Source organism: Flavobacterium flabelliforme, assembly GCF_017948675.1.
GTDB lineage: Bacteria > Bacteroidota > Bacteroidia > Flavobacteriales > Flavobacteriaceae > Flavobacterium > Flavobacterium pygoscelis.
Genome location: NZ_JAGFBU010000002.1, coordinates 231692 through 251187 on the forward strand (window position 1 = coordinate 231692; position 19496 = coordinate 251187).

General features: G+C 30.6%; 16 protein-coding genes. 9 read left to right on the forward strand and 7 right to left on the reverse strand.

Annotated elements, in window-relative coordinates:
- Positions 1 to 99 precede the first annotated feature (99 nt).
- The 4 genes from J3S90_RS07340 to J3S90_RS07355 form a co-directional block, all read right to left on the reverse strand.
- The gene (locus tag J3S90_RS07340; protein ID WP_210645653.1) at positions 100 to 552 is read right to left on the reverse strand and encodes a DUF1569 domain-containing protein; all 453 of its coding nucleotides are present in this window, start codon (positions 550 to 552) and stop codon (positions 100 to 102) included.
- Between the two features lie 62 nt (positions 553 to 614).
- Positions 615 to 2399, reverse strand: coding sequence for a CHASE3 domain-containing protein (locus J3S90_RS07345; RefSeq protein ID WP_210645654.1), 1785 nt, complete (start codon positions 2397 to 2399; stop codon positions 615 to 617).
- On the reverse strand, positions 2400 to 2846 hold the full coding sequence (locus J3S90_RS07350; protein ID WP_188050168.1) for a response regulator: 447 nt from the start codon (positions 2844 to 2846) through the stop codon (positions 2400 to 2402).
- Positions 2847 to 2863: 17 nt separating this feature from the next.
- Positions 2864 to 3424, reverse strand: coding sequence for a helix-turn-helix domain-containing protein (locus tag J3S90_RS07355; protein WP_188050169.1), 561 nt, complete (start codon positions 3422 to 3424; stop codon positions 2864 to 2866).
- A gap of 512 nt (positions 3425 to 3936) precedes the next feature.
- On the opposite strand from J3S90_RS07355, the gene pyrF reads away from it, so the two are divergent.
- The 3 genes from pyrF to J3S90_RS07370 all read left to right on the forward strand — a co-directional run bounded on the left by pyrF (position 3937) and on the right by J3S90_RS07370 (position 6567).
- A complete protein-coding gene (gene pyrF, locus J3S90_RS07360; RefSeq protein WP_210645655.1) occupies positions 3937 to 4776 on the forward strand; it encodes an orotidine-5'-phosphate decarboxylase in 840 nt (279 codons plus the stop codon).
- 102 nt (positions 4777 to 4878) lie between these two features.
- Entirely contained in the window at positions 4879 to 5670 is a 792-nt protein-coding gene (locus J3S90_RS07365) for an ABC transporter substrate-binding protein (RefSeq protein ID WP_210645656.1), read from the forward strand.
- A 111-nt stretch (positions 5671 to 5781) separates the two neighbouring features.
- The gene (locus J3S90_RS07370; RefSeq protein WP_188050171.1) at positions 5782 to 6567 is read left to right on the forward strand and encodes an alpha/beta fold hydrolase; all 786 of its coding nucleotides are present in this window, start codon (positions 5782 to 5784) and stop codon (positions 6565 to 6567) included.
- Positions 6568 to 6779: 212 nt separating this feature from the next.
- Here the strand turns inward: J3S90_RS07370 and J3S90_RS07375 are convergent, their stop codons facing one another.
- Both J3S90_RS07375 and J3S90_RS07380 read right to left on the reverse strand, forming a co-directional pair.
- Complete coding sequence (locus J3S90_RS07375) at positions 6780 to 7490, reverse strand: DUF4197 domain-containing protein (RefSeq protein ID WP_210645657.1); 711 nt, start codon at positions 7488 to 7490, stop codon at positions 6780 to 6782.
- Positions 7491 to 7716: 226 nt separating this feature from the next.
- Positions 7717 to 8976 (reverse strand): hypothetical protein, encoded by a 1260-nt coding sequence (locus J3S90_RS07380; RefSeq protein ID WP_210645658.1) that lies wholly within the window; start codon positions 8974 to 8976, stop codon positions 7717 to 7719.
- Between the two features lie 269 nt (positions 8977 to 9245).
- Here J3S90_RS07380 and J3S90_RS07385 point away from each other — a divergent pair, with 269 nt between their 5' ends.
- From J3S90_RS07385 to J3S90_RS07405, 5 genes are all read left to right on the forward strand, one after another.
- Positions 9246 to 12698, forward strand: coding sequence for a methylmalonyl-CoA mutase family protein (locus J3S90_RS07385; protein ID WP_210645659.1), 3453 nt, complete (start codon positions 9246 to 9248; stop codon positions 12696 to 12698).
- Between the two features lie 212 nt (positions 12699 to 12910).
- Entirely contained in the window at positions 12911 to 13210 is a 300-nt protein-coding gene (locus J3S90_RS07390; RefSeq protein ID WP_210645660.1) for a hypothetical protein, read from the forward strand.
- A gap of 474 nt (positions 13211 to 13684) precedes the next feature.
- On the forward strand, positions 13685 to 14614 hold the full coding sequence (locus J3S90_RS07395; protein ID WP_210645661.1) for a TerC family protein: 930 nt from the start codon (positions 13685 to 13687) through the stop codon (positions 14612 to 14614).
- 12 nt (positions 14615 to 14626) lie between these two features.
- Positions 14627 to 14872 carry a TFIIB-type zinc ribbon-containing protein gene (locus J3S90_RS07400; RefSeq protein ID WP_210645662.1) on the forward strand — a complete coding sequence of 82 codons (246 nt, stop codon included), beginning with the start codon at positions 14627 to 14629 and terminating at the stop codon, positions 14870 to 14872.
- 341 nt (positions 14873 to 15213) lie between these two features.
- A complete protein-coding gene (locus J3S90_RS07405; protein WP_210645663.1) occupies positions 15214 to 15717 on the forward strand; it encodes a hypothetical protein in 504 nt (167 codons plus the stop codon).
- Positions 15718 to 15777: 60 nt separating this feature from the next.
- On the opposite strand, the gene J3S90_RS07410 is transcribed toward J3S90_RS07405, so the two are convergent.
- Complete coding sequence (locus J3S90_RS07410; RefSeq protein ID WP_210645664.1) at positions 15778 to 16728, reverse strand: TerC family protein; 951 nt, start codon at positions 16726 to 16728, stop codon at positions 15778 to 15780.
- Between the two features lie 286 nt (positions 16729 to 17014).
- Here J3S90_RS07410 and J3S90_RS07415 point away from each other — a divergent pair, with 286 nt between their 5' ends.
- On the forward strand, positions 17015 to 19204 hold the full coding sequence (locus J3S90_RS07415; RefSeq protein WP_210645665.1) for a glutamine synthetase III family protein: 2190 nt from the start codon (positions 17015 to 17017) through the stop codon (positions 19202 to 19204).
- Positions 19205 to 19496: the final 292 nt, after the last annotated feature.

The window sequence follows — 19496 nt, forward strand, 5'->3', positions numbered from 1 at the left end:
TAATTACAAAAAAACTAATTGCAACGACAATAAGAACGGAACATAAATGAAACTCAATGTTTTCCTTTTCCTTAAAATCTAAGAAACTAATCCTTTTTTCTACACTCCAAACTGTCTTAAATGATGGTCGTAATGTTTCCATTGTACAATTGCCCATTCTTCTGCAGTTAAGTGGCCAAAAAAGGGATGCGGTTTTGTAGTCCATTTTGATATTCCACCTTTGTAAAATTGATTTAGCAAATCAATGGATCTTATTTTTTCTTTTTGAAAATCTCTTACATCCGAAAATTTGTAATTCTTGTGTGTTTTAGAATTTTTAGAAAATTGTTTTTCACTTATATATCTTGCTTTAAAAAATGTTCCAATTACTTTTCCAATAAACATTCTTTTGGGATTGTTAATATCTAATGCTGTTTCAAGAAATGCGTTTAAATGTGCTACCATTTGTTCGACATTCATTTTTCCCCAAAGTGGTTTAGAATCGGAAGATAATTTTTCAATTCTATATAAAATCTCTTGAAAATCAAAGTTATTATGCAAATTGTGTCTCATTTATAAAACAGTTTTTTGTTTGTTAAAGATTATTTGCAATTATAAATGATGTTGCTAAGTACTTATTCTGCGGGTAAATAAATAATGAAATCAGATCCCTTATCAACAATTCCTTTTGCAAAAATAAATCCTTTATGGTTTTCTACTATTTTTTTGCAAATGGCTAAACCAATCCCAGTTCCTTGATATTCATTTTTATTATGAAGTCTATTAAAAAGCACAAAAATATTTTTAGCGTATTCTTGATCAAAACCAATTCCGTTATCTTTAATGATGATGCGATGGTATTTATGATGCGTTTCTGGAAGCAATTCTTCTTCGTTAGCAATTACTTTAGAATAGTCTATTTTTATTATTGGTGTTCTGTCTTGCGAGCTGTATTTTAATGAATTCCCAATCAAATTGATCAATAATTGTTGCATTTGGAACGGAATTACTTTTAAAATTGGTAAGGCACTATTTTCTATTTTCGCCTTTTTATCTTCAATAATTTGTGCGAGTTCCTGTTTTGCATTTTCAAGAAGAGTATTCAAATCTACTTCTTCAAATGTTTTTTCCATCTTATTGGTTCTAGAAAACTGTAGTAAATCTTCTATAAGAACTCGCATTCTATTGGTTGATTTTTGAATACTAGAAATGTATTGTTGACCAGAACTGGATAAATTGTCGTAGTCTTTACTTACTAAACGGGAAATAAAAGTTTCTATTTTACGTAAAGGTTCTTGTAAATCATGACTGGCAATGTAATTGAAAGCACTAAGCTCTTTATTATTACTTTCTAACTCTCTGTTGCGTTCTTCAGTAGTAATGCGATCATTAATCTCAGAAGTAATGTCTCTAGTCGTACCGATGAAAGTTTTTTTATCTGAAGAAAAGGAAACAATTTGTCCTTTGTCTTTAAAATATCTTACTTCACCATCTTTTCTAATTATGCGGTAGGTTATGGGTATGAAAGCATTATTGATACTAACATTTTTTACACTTTCTTTAACTGATTCTAAATCATCGGGGTGAATGAATTTAAAATATTCCTCTTTACTGGCTTCAAAAGACTGAGGTTCACACCCTAAAAGTCGATACTCGTTATCAGAAAAAGAATATTTAAAGGTTTCGATGTCCAATTGCCAACTGCCAAAATTGCCCACTATTTCAGAAAGTTTATTGGCTTCTATTGCAATTGTAAGAGTGTCAATTGTGTTTTTAAGCAGTATCAGATCTCGATTCATTTTGACAAATGCAATCGTGATCAAAATTAAAGTTATAATAAGTGTTAAATAGATTAATAGCGGAGTATAATTCATCGTTGATTCATAATCCTTTTGTCTATTTTTTAATAGAATTTTTTGGGTAATTATCATAGATTGTATCCTATATCGAATAGAATCCATTGCTTTTTGCCCCGTTACAAAATTAGAATCCAGTGTCTTAATCTTATAATTTTTTTGCTCAATTAAATATAGATTTTTAGATAAATAATTTAGCCTTCTATTAATATGGTATTGAAGTTTTTTTAAGTTGCTTTGTTGCGTCCTGCTATTGGCAGTTAACTCTGAAATGCGTTGATAAGACTTTTTGATTAATGCGCCAGAATTGTGATACGGTCTAAGGAATTTTTTATCTCTCGTCAATAAATAACCCCTTTGACCGGTTTCCGCATCCTTAATACAAGACAATAAGCGCTCAAGTTCAATATTTACCTCATAACTATTACTTACATAAGCAGACGATTTTTTTAATACCGTAATATGCTTGAAAGTAATACCACCAATAAAAAATATAATTGCTACCGAAATGACAAAAATAATTTTTAGAAATAGAGGTGATTTATGAAGTTGGATATGTTTCATTTACATTCTCATTAAGAAATTTTCTTTGTTTAAACCAGAAGTATGGTATTGCCAATTAATAGTTACAACCTCAGAAAGAATCTTTTTTAAATTCTCGAAGTCATTTGGTTTTTTGATGTAGATATTAGCACCATTGATAAAGGTTTCCTCTATATGCTCTTCAGAGGAAGAGGTAGAATAAATAGCGATTGCAATATCATTTAGCTTTTCATTTTTCTTAATTTCTAACAAACATTCAACACCATTCTTTTTTGGCATGTTTAAATCTAAGAATAATACGTTTGGCAAAACGGAATCTTCATCATTTAAATAATCCATCAGTTCTACACCGTCATTGAAAGTGGTAACTTTAGTGTTAATTTTTAATTCATCAAATGCATCTGTAAAAAACAATCTATCGTCTTCATCATCGTCAGCAAGGCAAATGTTTATATAATCAGTAGTCATATTTGTAATTAGTTTAGCTATTGTTTTTTGTTGGATAATTCTCTTCGTTTTAGGATGATTTTTTGAAATGACGAAGGTGTCATTCCAGTCATATTCTTGAATTGCGTACTTAAATGGGCTACACTAGAATAATTTAATTGAATAGAAATTTCGGTTAAATTAAGTGGTGTATTAATCATTAACTGTTTTGCCAATTCTATTTTTTGAATGATAATAAAGTTTTCAATAGAAGTATAGGTTACTTCCGAAAAAACATTCGATAAATAGGCGTAACTAAGATTTAATTTATCGGCAATATAAACAGAGCTTTTGATGTTTAAAGGAGTTTCGCTGTGAACCATTTCAACTATAGCATCTTTTATTTTTTGAACTAAAACACTTTTTTGACTTTCTACTATTTCAATTCCATATTCGCGAAAGGTAGTAGTAAGCTCTTCTATTTTTGCAGAAGGTACTTTTTCTAAAAAATTGAATTCGCCAAAACCAATAAAATTATACTTATAACCTAGTTCAGATAATTTTTCTTGAACAATTTTTTTCGTCAGTTGGACGTAATCAAATTTTAAATAGATCTTCATAAAATAGTAATTAATGAGTAAAGATATAAAAATGTTACATCTAATTTCATTTTTACAATCATTCTGATTCAATATTTGTATGAATTTACACTTCAAAAGGTTTTGTTTTGAATTATTTATGTCTTTTTACAAAATGATATCTTTTGATTTTTAGTATCTTATACTTTATGCTTCTCTTATTTGCGTGTTTTTTTGATTTAATCAACAACTGTTAATTTTACGTTTTTTTAACATTAATTTTCTTTTTAAATTCAATAGATTTTAACTCAAATAAATCAAAATAAAGAAGTGCCTTAAATTGATTTTTATTTTAGGCACTTTCTACGATTGAGCGATTCAGGTTATTGCTTTTTTATACACAATCTTTTTTAACTAAGACAGATAAGTCAGTCAGGAATTAACCTAGTAATTTTGAGTTAGGTTGCAGCGTGGTGTTTCTAACTGAAAATTTATTTTAATATTTATAGGTTATCCATACTATGTTTGTAATTTTGCAGCACAACTACATAAAAATGACAACACAACAATTAATAGATCAAATTAAACGTAAAAAATCATTTCTAACCATAGGATTAGATGTTGATTTAAGTAAAATACCAACTCATTTATTAGAATTAGAAGATCCTATTTTCGAATTTAATAAAGGAATAATAGATGCAACGTACGACTTGTGCGTTTCCTATAAACCCAACACTGCTTTTTATGAAGCTTATGGTATAAAAGGATGGATTTCTTTACAGAAAACAATCAATTATATTAATGAAAAGTACCCAGAACTGTTTACAATTGCCGATGCAAAAAGAGGTGATATTGGAAATACCTCTTCCATGTATGCCAAAGCTTTTTTTGAAGATTTAAATTTTGATAGTGTAACAGTTGCGCCTTATATGGGCAAAGATTCCGTAGAACCTTTTTTAGCTTTCAAAAACAAGCATACCATTATGTTAGCGTTAACTTCTAATGAAGGTGCTTTTGATTTTCAGACTTTGACTGTTTCTGATGATTCACAACCTAAAGAATTGTATAAAAAAGTGCTTGAAGTATCTAAATCTTGGAAAAATTCAGAAAATTTGATGTACGTTGTGGGCGCTACAAAAGCAGAATATTTTACTGAAATTAGAAAAATTGTACCAGACAGTTTTTTACTAGTTCCAGGAGTAGGAGCACAAGGAGGAAGTCTTTCTGAAGTTTGTAAATACGGACTAAATAAAAATGTGGGTTTGCTTATAAATTCTTCTAGAGGAATTATTTATGCTTCAAACGGTTTAGATTATGCAGAAAAAGCAAGAGTAGAAGCGCTAAAAATGCAACAGGAAATGGAAGAGATAATGAACAGCAATTTTACATTTTAGTATAAAAATAAGATTTGAAAGAATGAATTAAACGTCATCTTTTTAATTTTGCATTCGATTCAATTTCGAAAAAAAATAACTTCTTTCTAAAACAGCAATAAATTGACACCAAAAATATTTGTTGACCAATTGGGAACTTCACATTCCTTTGTAACTTCGCCTAAGCGAATCATTTCACTTGTTCCCTCGCAAACGGAGTTGTTGTGTGATTTAGGTTTAGAAAGTAAAATTGTCGGAATTACTAAATTTTGTGTGCATCCTTATTCTCTTAAATCGACTATAAAAGCAGTTGGTGGAACTAAAAAAGTGCATTATGAAAAAATCCGATTGTTACAACCGGATATCATCATTTGTAATAAAGAGGAGAATACAAAAGAAATTGTAGCGGAATTGCAAAAAATTTGCCCAGTTTGGGTAACAGATATTATTACAATTGAAGATAATTTTAAGATGATTTCAGATTTTGGACAACTCTTTAATTGCAGAACAGAAGCAAAAAAATGGAATGATAAAATTGCTTTTGCTTGGAATGATTTTAAGTTGTTTATCAAAGATTTTCCCGTAAAAAAAGTAGCTTATTTTATTTGGAAAGATCCTTTTATGGTTGCTGGATCAGGTACTTTTATTGATGAATTATTAAAATTAAATCATTTTGAAAATTGCTACAGTAATAGAGCACGATATCCAGAAATAAAACTTCAAAATATGGCCTTGGAAAACAATCCAGATCTGGTATTTCTTTCTTCAGAACCTTATCCTTTTCAAGAAAAGCATGTAGATGAAATAAATGAAAATGCGCCTCAGGCCAAGACTATTCTCGTAGATGGAGAGATGTTCTCCTGGCATGGCAGTAGGTTGCTGAAAGCTTTTGCGTATTTTAAGCAATTACATTAAAAAATATAATTCTGATTTACATGTAATACTTTCTTTTTGGACATGTAAGAAGCAATGTTTTAAGGAGAATTGGGATTTAAAATTAAAGTCCTATTTTTACAAAAAAAAGACGTGATTAATTATACCATATATGAGAATAAAAAAAGTGACCAATGGGTTACTTTTGTTCATGGCGCTGGTGGAAGTTCGTCTATCTGGTTCAAGCAAATTCGTGACTTCAAAAAACAATTTAATGTATTGTTACTAGACTTAAGAGGACATGGTGAATCGAAAACTACTTTAAAAACGGCTTTCAAACAAAAATATACTTTTACGGCCTTAGCTAATGATATTTTAGAGGTTTTGGACTTTTTGAAAATTCAGAAATCACATTTTGTTGGAATTTCTTTGGGTACTATTCTAATCAGACATTTAGCAGAAATGTATCCCGAACGTGTGCAAAGTATGATTTTAGGAGGAGCCATTTTAAAAATGAATTTTCGTTCCCAAGTTTTAATGCGTTTAGGCAATGTTTTTAAATATGTATTGCCCTATTTAGTTTTATATCGATTGTTTGCTTTTGTAATAATGCCAAAAAAAAATCACAAACAATCGCGCTTACTTTTTATTAATGAAGCTAAAAAATTATATCAAAAAGAATTTATCAAATGGTTTAAGTTAACTGCAGAGATCAATCCAATATTAAAATGGTTTCGCCAAGTTGAATTAAATATTCCTACGCTTTATGTAATGGGAGAAGAGGACTATATGTTTTTACCTTCGGTTCGAAAAGTAGTAGAGAGTCACTATAAATCCTCTAAACTTTTTGTTATAGAGAATTGTGGTCATGTGGTCAATGTAGAGCAACCTAATGCTTTTAATGCTACAGTATTGTCATTTATAAATACTACTAAATAAAAAATGCCTGCATTTAAAAAATGCAGGCAATTCTTTAACTAACCAAAACCAAAAATAATAAATAACCAGTTTATTACATGGCAAAGATCATACATAATAGAATCTCTTGCTGTTAAGATTATGTTATTAGTTTGTTGTACATACGTTAAGTTTTTTTAAGGTAAATTAACTTTAATACGGTGTTTCCTGCATCAGTTTGAATTCATTGTAAATTACCTATTAGAATCTTGCATTGCAAAGACTTTTTGTAACAACACAGATGTTCTAGAATTGATATTGGTTCTAATATTTTTTTCCTCAACAGCGACCATTTTAAAAACGCCATTCATTGCCTGATTAGTTACATAATCCGTTAAATCTGGGTTTACTTTATTAACCAACGGAATGCTATTGTATTTGTTAATAATATTTGACCAAACTTTGTCTGCGCCTACTTTTGTAAATGAATTTTTTATCACCGGACTAAATTTGCCATACAAAGCCGTCGAAGTGCTGTTTTGTAAATAATTTGTCGCAGAGTTTTGACTTCCCATTAATATTGTTTTAGCATCCATGAAAGTCATGTTTCTGACTGCATCAACAAAAATTGGAGTTGCTTCTTTTACGGCATCTTCCGCAGCGCGATTTAAAACTTTTAGTCCTTCATCTGCTAACGAGCTAAGTCCTAATTTTCTTAACCCAGCATCCACTTTTCTTAACTCTTCCGGAAGTAAAATTTTTACAGCTTCATTTCTGTAAAAACCATCCGTAGCGGTAAGTTTTGTAACTTGTTTTGTAATTCCGTTATTCAACGCTTCCTTTAATCCTCCAGCTATATCAATTCCGTTTATTCCTTGTGTTTGCGGAAGTTGGTTCATCACTTGTTGCATCTCAGCGCAACTCGAAAGAGAAACAGCCACCATTAAAATCAAAACTTTTTTCATCGTAAAATTATTTATTTCATTAATATTGCCTTCTGGCGTTTGTAAAAATACTACTTATTCAAAAATAAAGCCATTAAAAGTTTTTATAGCATTTTTAATGATACTAACGGTTTATAATCTGAGTTTAATTCTTTTTTTGTAAATATTAAATGTCTTATAAAAAGAAAGGGATTTAACGAAGTTAAATCCCTTTTATCAAGTTGCTAATGATTTTATGAAATATATATTATTTCTTTATTACATATTTGTCACCTTGCTTGCAATAGATTATTGCAGAACTAGATTCAAATTTTTTGTAGCAAGAATCGTTTGTCTTTTCTACTAGAATAAATTTATTATTATAAGGTATAAAGATTAACTCAACACCATCATTGGTTTTTATAGAAGTTTTGTCATCCACTTTAATAAAGTCAACTTCGCCATTATCCTTATAAATCCAAACTTTAGCTTCTGTGGGATCATTATCATTTAAAATGCTTCCTTCAGCAAGATTAGGAAAGCGATCTACTTTAAGTTTACCAGTTTGGGTTCTTCCACTTTGCGTTACAGTACCATCTATGTTAATCTGGTATGCAGAATCATAAGATAAATTAGCCACTTTTGCTCCGCTTATAGAAGAATTTACAGTAACAAAACCATCAATAATTTCTTTGGTATAGGTTGGCCACATACTCATCATTCCGGCGCCTTGTTTTGCGTTTTCTAGATACTCTATTGATTTATCAAAGTTGGATAGAAATAAAGCTGTAAGTGATAAATTAAGATATACAACTTTGTTATAATCCTTTACTTTTAATTTTTTATATTCTTTACCTATATATCCTAAATAAAATTTCTCTAAATCGGTTAAGTAATTTTTGTCTAAAGTATTAGCTTCTATTTTACCAAGAAATTCTGTTGTTTTAGTATTAAATTCAACTAATTCTGGAAATTCTTCTACTTTTTCAAAAATACCATAATTTATAGAGTACTCTTTCTCAACTGAAATAATATTATTGTCATTTAAGTATTTGTAGGCTATATTATTTAAATCATTCGTCAAACTCTGATATGCTTTTCCATTAAAAGTAGGCGAATACATGGTAGCATTAGCTCCTTTTTCATAAATAATTTCATTATTTTTTCCTAAAACAAGATATTTAAAATCACCATCTAAAACAAATTGTCCATTGCTTGATTTTTTATAAGTGGGTCCTTTGTAACCCATTAAAACACGTACGTCAGGATTTATAGTGTCTTTTTTGGTATAATCTTCTATTGTGTTTTTTGTTGTGTTTTTTTCATAAGTCATTTTATTCTTGTCTGCGTATTTCTTGTCCCAAGTATCGTCGCCTTGAATAATGATATTATAGGTTTTGATGTTTTTGTAAAAGTCTGATTTCGGAATAGTGATTTTTACTTTTTTCTTTTCTGTATCTGCTTTTTGAGCAAAAGAATTACTAGTAATAACATTTAGTAAAAGAATTATAAGGAAGATTTTCTTCATATTTTTAAAATTTAAATAGGTTTAATATTTTTCAAATTTATAAAACAATTCTTGTTTAAAAAAACTATATTTTTAAAGTAACATTCCTATTATTATAGCTATCTAGTGACGATTGTTTTCTACTGTATTCCTTTTATAATCTTATAATAAGAAAGATAGCCCATTTTAGTAGAACAAAAAAGAATTGATTTATGAACAAGCATGCAATAGTTCAGATAATCTTTAAAATAAAATTGTAAATTGCGGACTTAAATTATCATATTCATAAAATGGAACAACAAAAACCATATATCCCCATTAATAAAGTAAGAATTGTAACTGCAGCCGCTCTTTTTGATGGTCACGATGCAGCAATCAACATCATGCGTAGAATTATACAATCTACAGGTGTTGAAGTCATTCATTTAGGACACGACAGAAGTGTAGAAGAGGTAGTAAATACTGCAATTCAAGAAGATGCAAATGCTATTGCTATTACTTCCTATCAAGGAGGACACAATGAATATTTTAAATATATGTACGATTTGCTTCAAGAAAAAGGAGCACCTCAAATAAAAATATTTGGTGGCGGAGGCGGAGTGATTTTACCCTCAGAAATCGCTGAATTACAAGATTATGGGATTACTCGTATTTATGCGCCAGATGATGGTCGGGCAATGGGATTGCAAGGAATGATCAACGATTTAGTGCAACAATCTGATTTTCCTACGGGTGATAAATTGACAAATGAGTTGGATGAATTAGCGTCTAAGAATCCAACCGCAATTGCAAGAATAATCTCTGCCGCAGAAAATTTTCCTGAGGTCGCTAAACCAGCTTTAGAAGCGATTATAAAAATGAACGAAGATTGCAAAACCCCAGTTCTTGGAATTACAGGAACAGGTGGAGCAGGAAAATCTTCTTTGGTTGATGAATTAGTGCGTCGTTTTCTTATTGATTTTCCAGAAAAAACAATTGGTTTAATTTCTGTAGATCCCTCTAAACGTAAAACGGGAGGTGCTTTATTAGGAGACAGAATCCGAATGAATGCTATTAATAATCCTAGAGTTTATATGCGCTCTTTGGCAACGCGTCAATCCAATTTGGCTTTGTCTAAATATGTTGCCGATGCAATTCAAGTTATTAAAGCGGCCAAATATGATATTATAATCCTTGAAACTTCTGGTATTGGTCAATCGGACACCGAAATTATGGATCACTCTGATGTTTCATTATATGTAATGACTCCGGAATTTGGTGCTGCAACACAATTAGAAAAAATCGATATGCTTGATTTTGCTGATTTAGTAGCACTAAATAAATTTGACAAAAGAGGTGCTTTAGATGCGATTAGAGATGTTAAAAAACAATACCAACGCAACCATAATTTGTGGGATGTAAATCCAGATGAAATGCCAGTTTTTGGAACAATAGCTTCACAGTTTAATGATCCTGGAATGAATACGTTGTACAAATCGATTATGGATAAAGTCCATGAGAAAACAAATTCTGATTTGAAATCTACGTTCCAAATTACGCGTGAAATGAGTGAGAAAATATATGTTATTCCTCCACATAGAACGCGTTATTTATCTGAAATTGCTGAAAGCAATCGCAAATATGATGTAACAGCAGTAAGTCAAGAGCAAGTTGCTCAAAAGTTATACGGTATTTTTAAAACATTAGAGACCGTTTCTGGAAAAGTTCCTACAATCAATAAAGCAGGAATCGATGATGAATCTGTTTTACCAAGCGCGCTAGAATCAGAAAAACAAGGAGTTGCAGAAAATAAAATTTTCCTAAATCTATTACTAAATCAATTTGAGAAAGTAAAAATGGATTTAGATCCTTACAATTGGGAAATTATATTGACTTGGAATGAAAAAGTAAATAAATACAAAAATCCAGTTTATACCTTTAAAGTTCGAGATCGAGAAATAAAAATGGCGACACATACCGAGTCCCTTTCGCATTCTCAAATTCCGAAAATTGCCTTACCAAAGTATCAAGCTTGGGGCGATATTTTACGCTGGTGTCTGCAAGAAAATGTTCCTGGAGAATTTCCTTTTACTGCAGGTTTATATCCTTTTAAGCGTGAAGGCGAGGATCCGTCTCGTATGTTTGCCGGTGAAGGTGGACCAGAAAGAACCAATAAACGTTTTCATTATGTAAGTGCTGGATTACCAGCCAAACGATTGTCAACCGCTTTTGATAGTGTGACTTTATACGGAAATGATCCTCATGTGCGTCCTGATATTTACGGAAAAATTGGAAATGCAGGAGTTTCTATCTGTTGTTTAGATGATGCCAAAAAATTATATTCTGGCTTTGATTTAGTGCATGCAATGACTTCGGTAAGTATGACGATTAATGGGCCAGCTCCTATGTTGTTAGGATTTTTTATGAATGCAGCCATAGACCAGCAATGTGAGTACTATATTAAGGAAAATGCATTAGAAAAAGAAGTTGAGCAAAAAATAAATAAAATATACAAAGAAAAAGGAGTAGTTAGGCCTCATTATCAAGGAGATTTGCCAGCAGGAAATAATGGTTTAGGTTTATTTCTTTTAGGAGTAACAGGAGATCAAGTTTTACCTTTGGAAGTGTATAATGAAATAAAAGCAAGAACACTTTCGCAAGTTCGTGGAACAGTTCAGGCGGATATTCTAAAAGAAGATCAAGCGCAAAACACTTGTATATTTTCAACAGAATTTGCTTTGCGATTAATGGGAGACGTACAAGAATATTTCATTACTAAAAATGTAAGAAATTTTTATTCGGTTTCTATTTCGGGTTATCATATTGCCGAAGCAGGAGCGAATCCTATTACGCAGTTGGCTTTTACGCTTTCTAATGGTTTTACTTACGTAGAATACTATTTGAGTCGCGGAATGAATATCAACGATTTTGGACCTAATTTGTCCTTCTTCTTTTCTAACGGAGTAGATCCAGAATATGCTGTTATTGGTCGTGTAGCGCGCAAAATTTGGGCGAAAGCCATGAAAAATAAATATGGAGCTAATGAAAGAGCGCAAATGTTGAAATATCATATTCAAACATCTGGACGTTCTTTGCACGCACAAGAAATTGACTTTAATGACATTCGTACAACTTTGCAAGCGTTATATGCAATTTATGACAATTGTAATTCATTACATACCAATGCGTATGACGAAGCAATTACAACGCCAACAGAAGAATCAGTGCGTCGTGCAATGGCAATTCAATTGATTATAAATAAAGAATTAGGATTAGCCAAAAACGAAAATCCAATTCAAGGTGCTTTTATCATCGAAGAATTGACAGATCTTGTAGAAGCGGCAGTTTTAGCAGAATTTGATAGAATTACAGAACGTGGTGGAGTTCTTGGTGCCATGGAAACGATGTACCAAAGAAGTAAAATTCAAGAAGAATCCTTGTATTATGAAACTTTAAAACATACAGGAGAATTTCCAATTATTGGTGTGAATACTTTCTTAAGTTCTAAAGGTTCTCCAACGGTTATTCCTGCGGAAGTTATTCGTGCTACTGAGGAAGAAAAACAATATCAAATTACGATGTTGAATAATTTGCATCAGTCTAATCAAGATAAAGTGAAGCAACAGTTGAATGATATTCAAGAAGCGGCCATCAAAAATGAAAACTTATTTGAACATTTGATGGAAGCAACTAAAGTTTGCTCATTAGGACAAATTACTTCTGCTTTATTTGAAGTAGGTGGACAATATAGAAGGAATATGTAAGGAGAGAATTATTCTCTTCCTGTTTTAATAAAATTTATAAAACAAAAATCCCGATCTGTGTCGGGATTTTTTGTTTTAAAATATTCTCGTAATTTTTGAATTGATTTAAAAGTCAAATCCAAAAGAACTTAGATTATTGCAATGTTGTTAAATAATTCCAAATTCTCGACTATAAGAATACCAACAGATCACTTTTTAATTATTTTTGCCGCATGAAAATTAATCGAAAAAAAATATTTGCCGCTATCGTACTCTTAATGAGTGTGCTCTTGTGTTTTGATATTTGTTTTCAAGAAAATTCTAATACTTCATTGATAGAGTGTAGTGCAGAGGATACTTTGCATTCAGACACAATCGACTTTGATAATGAAGTTAATGAAGAACACCAGATTGTTTTTGTAATGGAGTTTTCTTCTATGGTTGGACATCTTACAGATCACAATCATTTCTATTTTAGTAAAGGATTACAAAAACCTTTCTTTTCTGTTTGGCAACCGCCAAAGCTTAGTTAATACACGCTGATTTTTAAAATAGTGGTTGATTTTTTCAATCACTTAAACTGCATTATACTTTGTAATGCTAAATAACTGTGTTTATTAACTAAAATACTACTCATGGATTTTAATGACTTTTTTAAAAAAAGGAACAACTATTATAAAAATGAGAAACACCAAAACTATTATAAAAAGAATCGTTATAAGTATAAATTCTATACTGATGAAAAAGTGGTTTTTAACAAACAAGCGTTTATAACAAGTCTAATAAACAATAAAAAACTCAAGCTGTTTTTAATATTTATAGCGTTTGTTTTAATAGTTCTTATAATTGGTTTTTTGGCCGTTTTATTGCCGTTGCTCTCGTATCTGATAGATTTTATTTCTCAAAAAGGATTTTCTGGGTTGTTGGATGAGCTAATTGGTTTTCTTAATAAACTATGGAGTGGCGCTTAGCGTCTAAAATTTAATTAAAATTTTTAAAAAAAAGATATGGTAATTGATAGTTTTGTTTGGATATGTTTTCTAGGCTTTGTTTTTTTTATGTTAGCCTTAGATTTAGGCGTTTTTCATCGTAAATCACATGAAGTAAAAATAAAAGAAGCGCTAATTTGGAGTGCCGTTTGGATAGGACTCGCCTTAATTTTTAATTACGGCATTTATGTTTTCATGGGAGAGCAAAAGGCAGTAGAGTTTCTTACAGGATATGTGATAGAAAAATCACTCAGCATTGATAATCTCTTTGTGTTTATAATGCTTTTTACTTATTTTAAAGTAGATGTAAAGTACCAACACAAAGTTTTATTTTGGGGAATCTTGGGTGCTTTGGCAATGCGTGCTATTTTTATTTTTGCAGGTGTTGCTCTAATTAATAAGTTTCATTGGATAATCTATTTTTTTGGAGCACTACTTGTGGTTACAGGGATTAAAATGCTTTTTCATAAAGATGAAGATATTCAGCCGGATAAAAATCCTTTGGTACGATTATTTAAAAAAATATATCCTGTAACTGAAGAATCTCACGGAGGTAAATTTTTTGTTAAACTGCAAGGCAAAACTTTTGCGACACCACTTTTTGTAGTGCTTCTAATTGTCGAATTTACAGATTTAATTTTTGCAGTAGATTCGATACCCGCAATTCTTGCCATTACAAATGATACTTTTATCATTTTCACCTCTAATGTTTTTGCAATATTAGGCTTGCGAGCCTTGTATTTTGCATTAGCTGGAATCACTAAATATTTCTATTACCTAAAATATGGTTTATCTGCAATTTTAGTTTTTGTAGGGATCAAAATGACTATTGTAGATCTTTATAAAATACCAATTAGCTACTCGCTATTGGTAATAACAGGAATCTTGCTTATTTCTGTTTTAATTTCTGTTGCTTTTCCAAAAAAGAATGATTTAATAAACAACTAAAATAAAATTACTATGAATTGTCCAACTTGTAAAGTTCCTCTTGTAATGTCAGAGAGACAAGGGATTGAAATTGATTATTGTTCAGAATGTAGAGGTATTTGGCTGGATCGAGGCGAGCTAGATAAAATAATAGAGCGTTCTATAAATGAGCCGCACAGTACTACTCAAGTCAGTCAGCCCTCTTTTGGCAATCAGTCTCAACAAAACTATTATAGAGAGCAAAAGAAAAAACATTGGCTAAACGAATTGTTTGATTAAGAATTTAGACTACAACAGCCGCATTCATCTAATGATCATGCGGCCTTTTTTTTGATTTTAAATCAAAAATATATTCTAGTTAATTGAGCTTGGATTCTATTTCTTACACATAACTAAATATGTTGCTGTAGTGATTAAAAATATTATAAAATTAATCCCTTTAATTTGTTATTATTCCATTTTAAAAATAATTTTTCAGAATAGGTTTTTGTTTTTAAATTACTGTATTTTAATTATTTATGTTTTTATTTTTCTTGATTTTAATATCGGCTTTTTATTCGGAATAATTTTTGGCACAGTTCGTGAATAGAGTTTTAAAGAATAAATAAAAACTACAAATTATGAAAAAAATTACCTTATTTTTAGTTTTCATCGGGATGATGACACTACAAAGTTGTGAAGTTACAGAAGTATATGATGCTCCAATTGTTAATACGCCAAGAACAGAAGTTTTTGAGGTTACAACCTCTTTTAATTCTAGTAATAATTTTAGTAGTTTGGTTGTGTTTGATCCACCAATATTTAATTCGGATTCTGTTTTAATTTATCACTTGTATGATGTTGTGAATGGTCAGGATGTTTGGAAATTAATGCCTCAAACCTATTATTTTAATGATGGTGGTTCTCTTAATTACAACTTTGACTATACTAAATTTGATGCTAAAATTTATCTTTCTGCTAATTTTAATTTAAAAACCTTAGACGCAAGTTGGACTAAGAATCAAACCTTCAGAATTGTAATAGTACCAAATGGCTATGCTAAGACCATGAATAAAAATGATATTAACTCAGTACTTTCAGCATTAAATATTTCTAAAGGAGAAATAAAAAAAATAGATATGTAGTTGTCATTGACAATATAATAAAAAAGGGAAATCGCAAGATTTCCCTTTTTTATTATAGATCTATTCGATACTTTCTTTACTGCTTTTTTGTAAAGAAATTACGATTCCGAGAATTAGCGAAACGGCTATAAAAGCTAATGACACCCATTCTGGTAATTTAATGAATTCATGCAGTAACATTTTAAGTCCTACAAAACTCAAAATAGCAATGAGACTGTATTCTAAATAACTGAATTTTGCCAGCATATTCGCCAAGAAAAAGTACATTGATCGCAATCCCAAAATCGCAAATATATTAGAACTAAAAACTAAAAAAGGATCGTTGGTTATCGCTAAAATTGCAGGAACACTATCAATTGCAAAAACGACATCCATTACTTCTATAACAACTAGAGCTACAAAAAGTGGTGTTGCCGCAGTAATATGTCTTCTTTTTACAAAAAAATGTTCTTTATCCATATGGTTAGATATGGGCATTACTTTCTTTAGGCTTTTATACACAAATGATTTTTTTGGCTGAAATTGTTCGTCTTCTCCGCTAAACAACATTTTCATAGCAGTATAGATCAAGAAGGCACCAAAAATATAGGTCATCCAAGAAAATTTATTGATCAACATTACGCCAAAAAATATCATTAAACCTCTAAATATGATTGCACCTAATATTCCCCAAAACAAAACACGATGTTGGTATTTTTGGGGTATTTTGAAAGCTGCAAATATTATCGCAATGACAAATATGTTGTCAATGCTTAAAGATAATTCAATCAAATATCCTGTTATGAATTTTATAGAGGCGGTTGCGGGTTTTAATCCATCAGGATTGGCGATTAAATCACTTCCGTATAACCAATATATTACACCAGAGAACATAAAGGACAAAGCTACCCAAATAGCAGTCCACTTTCCAGCTTCTTTTGTGCTGATAACATGTGGTGTTTTATTAAAAACTCCTAAATCAAGTGCTAAAAAAATTAAAACAGCGATTAAAAAACAAATCCAGACAATCATAATTTACAGGTATTTAAATATCTTGTGTAAAGATACTTTTTGCTTTTTTAATTCTGATACATATTTTAGGAAAGTTGAGCCTGAATATTTTTGCTGTATTTTAGATAATTGTGCAAAAAAAATAGCTTCAACTTTATATAAAGAGACAAAATAGAGAAGTTTTTTTTATGAATTTAATAAAAATTCAATTTCAACCCTAAAAAAAAGGAGGTATGGAGTTATAAAAGTGATAAATAAATTATATTTGCATCAAATAACAGGGGTATAACAAAATAAAATCAATTTTATGTCAACATTACGTTTCCAAGCTTTGAGAGAAGCATCTACGAGAAAACCAGTTAAATTTGAAGAATCAGATAGAAAATCAACTCTATTTGGATCTAATGTTTTTAATGACAAAGCAATGAAGCAATACTTAACTTCGGATGCTTTTAAAGGAGTTCAAGGTGCTGTTCAGCATGGAACTAAAATTGATAGAAAATTAGCCGATTATATTGCCATGGGTATGAAAGAATGGGCACTTTCTAAAGGAGTAACTCATTATACACACTGGTTTCAACCCTTAACAGGTATAACTGCTGAAAAGCATGATGCTTTTTTTGAAACTTTTCCTGACGGAAGTGATCCTGTTGAAAAATTTGGCGGAGCACAATTAGTGCAACAAGAACCCGATGCCTCTAGTTTTCCAAATGGTGGAATTAGAAATACGTTTGAAGCCAGAGGATATACCGCATGGGATCCTACTTCACCTGCATTTATTTTTGGAACGACATTGTGTATACCAACTGTTTTTATTTCTTATACTGGAGAAGCTTTAGATTTTAAAACGCCACTTTTAAGAGCATTAACCGTTATGGATGAAGCAGCTACAGAAGTGTGCAAATATTTTGATAAAAATGTAAAAAAAGTTACTGCAACTTTAGGATGGGAGCAAGAATACTTCTTGATTGATAGTGCTTTAGCTAATTCTCGTCCAGATCTTATGATGACTGGTAGAACTTTATTGGGTCATACTTCTGCAAAAGGACAACAATTAGACGATCATTATTTTGGTTCTATTCCAACGCGTGCTCTTGTATACATGAGAGATTTGGAGCAAGAATGTATGTTATTAGGAATTCCTGTAAAAACACGTCATAATGAGGTGGCACCAAATCAATTTGAGTTAGCTCCAATTTTTGAAGAGACCAATCTTGCAGTTGACCACAATTGCTTATTGATGGATGTGATGCAAAAAGTGGCAGAACGTCACTTTTTTAAAGTATTGTTTCATGAAAAACCTTTTAAAGGCGTAAATGGTTCTGGTAAACATAATAATTGGTCATTAGCTACTGATACAGGTATAAACTTGTTGAGTCCAAGTAAAACTCCAATGAGTAATTTACAATTTTTAACTTTTTTCATTAATACCATTAAAGCAGTTCATGATAATGAATCTTTGCTAAGAGCAGCTATTGCATCGGCAAGTAATGATCATAGATTAGGAGCGAATGAAGCACCACCAGCAATTATTTCTGTTTTTATTGGTGGACAATTAACGAAAGTTTTAGAAGAATTAGAAGGTGTAACTGCTGGAAAATTATCTCCAGAAGAAAAAACAGACTTAAAATTGAACGTTGTAGGGAAAATTCCAGATGTTCTATTAGATAATACAGATAGAAATAGAACATCACCATTTGCTTTTACAGGAAATAAATTTGAGTTTAGAGCAGTAGGTTCTACCGCAAATTGTTCTAATTCAATGACCACTTTAAACGCAATTGTTGCAAAACAGTTAAGAGATTTTAAAAAAGAAGTGGATGCTTTGATTGAATCAAAAGACATGAAGAAAGATGATGCAATCTTCAATGTATTGAGAGAATACATCAAACACTCTAAGAAAATCTTATTTGAAGGCGATGGATATAGCGAAGAATGGGAGATTGAAGCAGGTAAGAGAGGATTAAGTAATTTTAAAACTACTCCTGAAGCCTTAAAAGCTAGAATATCTAAGCAATCATTAGATTTGTTTTCAGAGTTAAATATAATGAACCATGTAGAGGTAGAAGCGCGATACGAAATTGAATTGGAGGAATACACTAAGAAAATTCAAATTGAAGGTAGAGTTTTGGGAGATATTTCAAAAAATCATGTTATACCAACTGCTATCCGTTACCAAAATACGTTAATTACAAATGTAAAAGGATTAAAAGATATTTTTGGAGATGATTTTGAAACTATTGCTAAAGAACAAATTGTTTTAATCAAGCAGATTTCACGTCATATTGAAGGAATCAATTCGAAGGTTGCCGAAATGACAAATGAGAGAAAAAAAGCAAATACGTTGACAAATGCGCAAGAAATGGCAGAAGCGTATTGTAATAAAGTAAAACCTTATTTTGAAGTTATTAGAAGTCACTGTGACAAATTAGAATTATTGGTTGATAATGAAATTTGGACATTAACTAAATACAGAGAATTATTATTTACAAAATAATAATTTCCTATAATAGTAAAAAGCCTTTCCGTTTGGAGAGGCTTTTTTTATGGATAAATAGCATTAAATTCTTTATCATTTACATAAAAATAGGGCTTATCATCACAAATTGTTTTCGCTCAAAATCCTAATGTATAAATCAATGATTATAAATGTTTTTAAAAAAAAATATCTATATTTATTTAAAAAAAAGTAAGTAATATTTTATTAAATCAAGGAGAATACTCCTTTTTATTTGAATAAAAATCGTATCGTAAATTTTTTCTGATATCCTATTTTACAAATGAGGTAG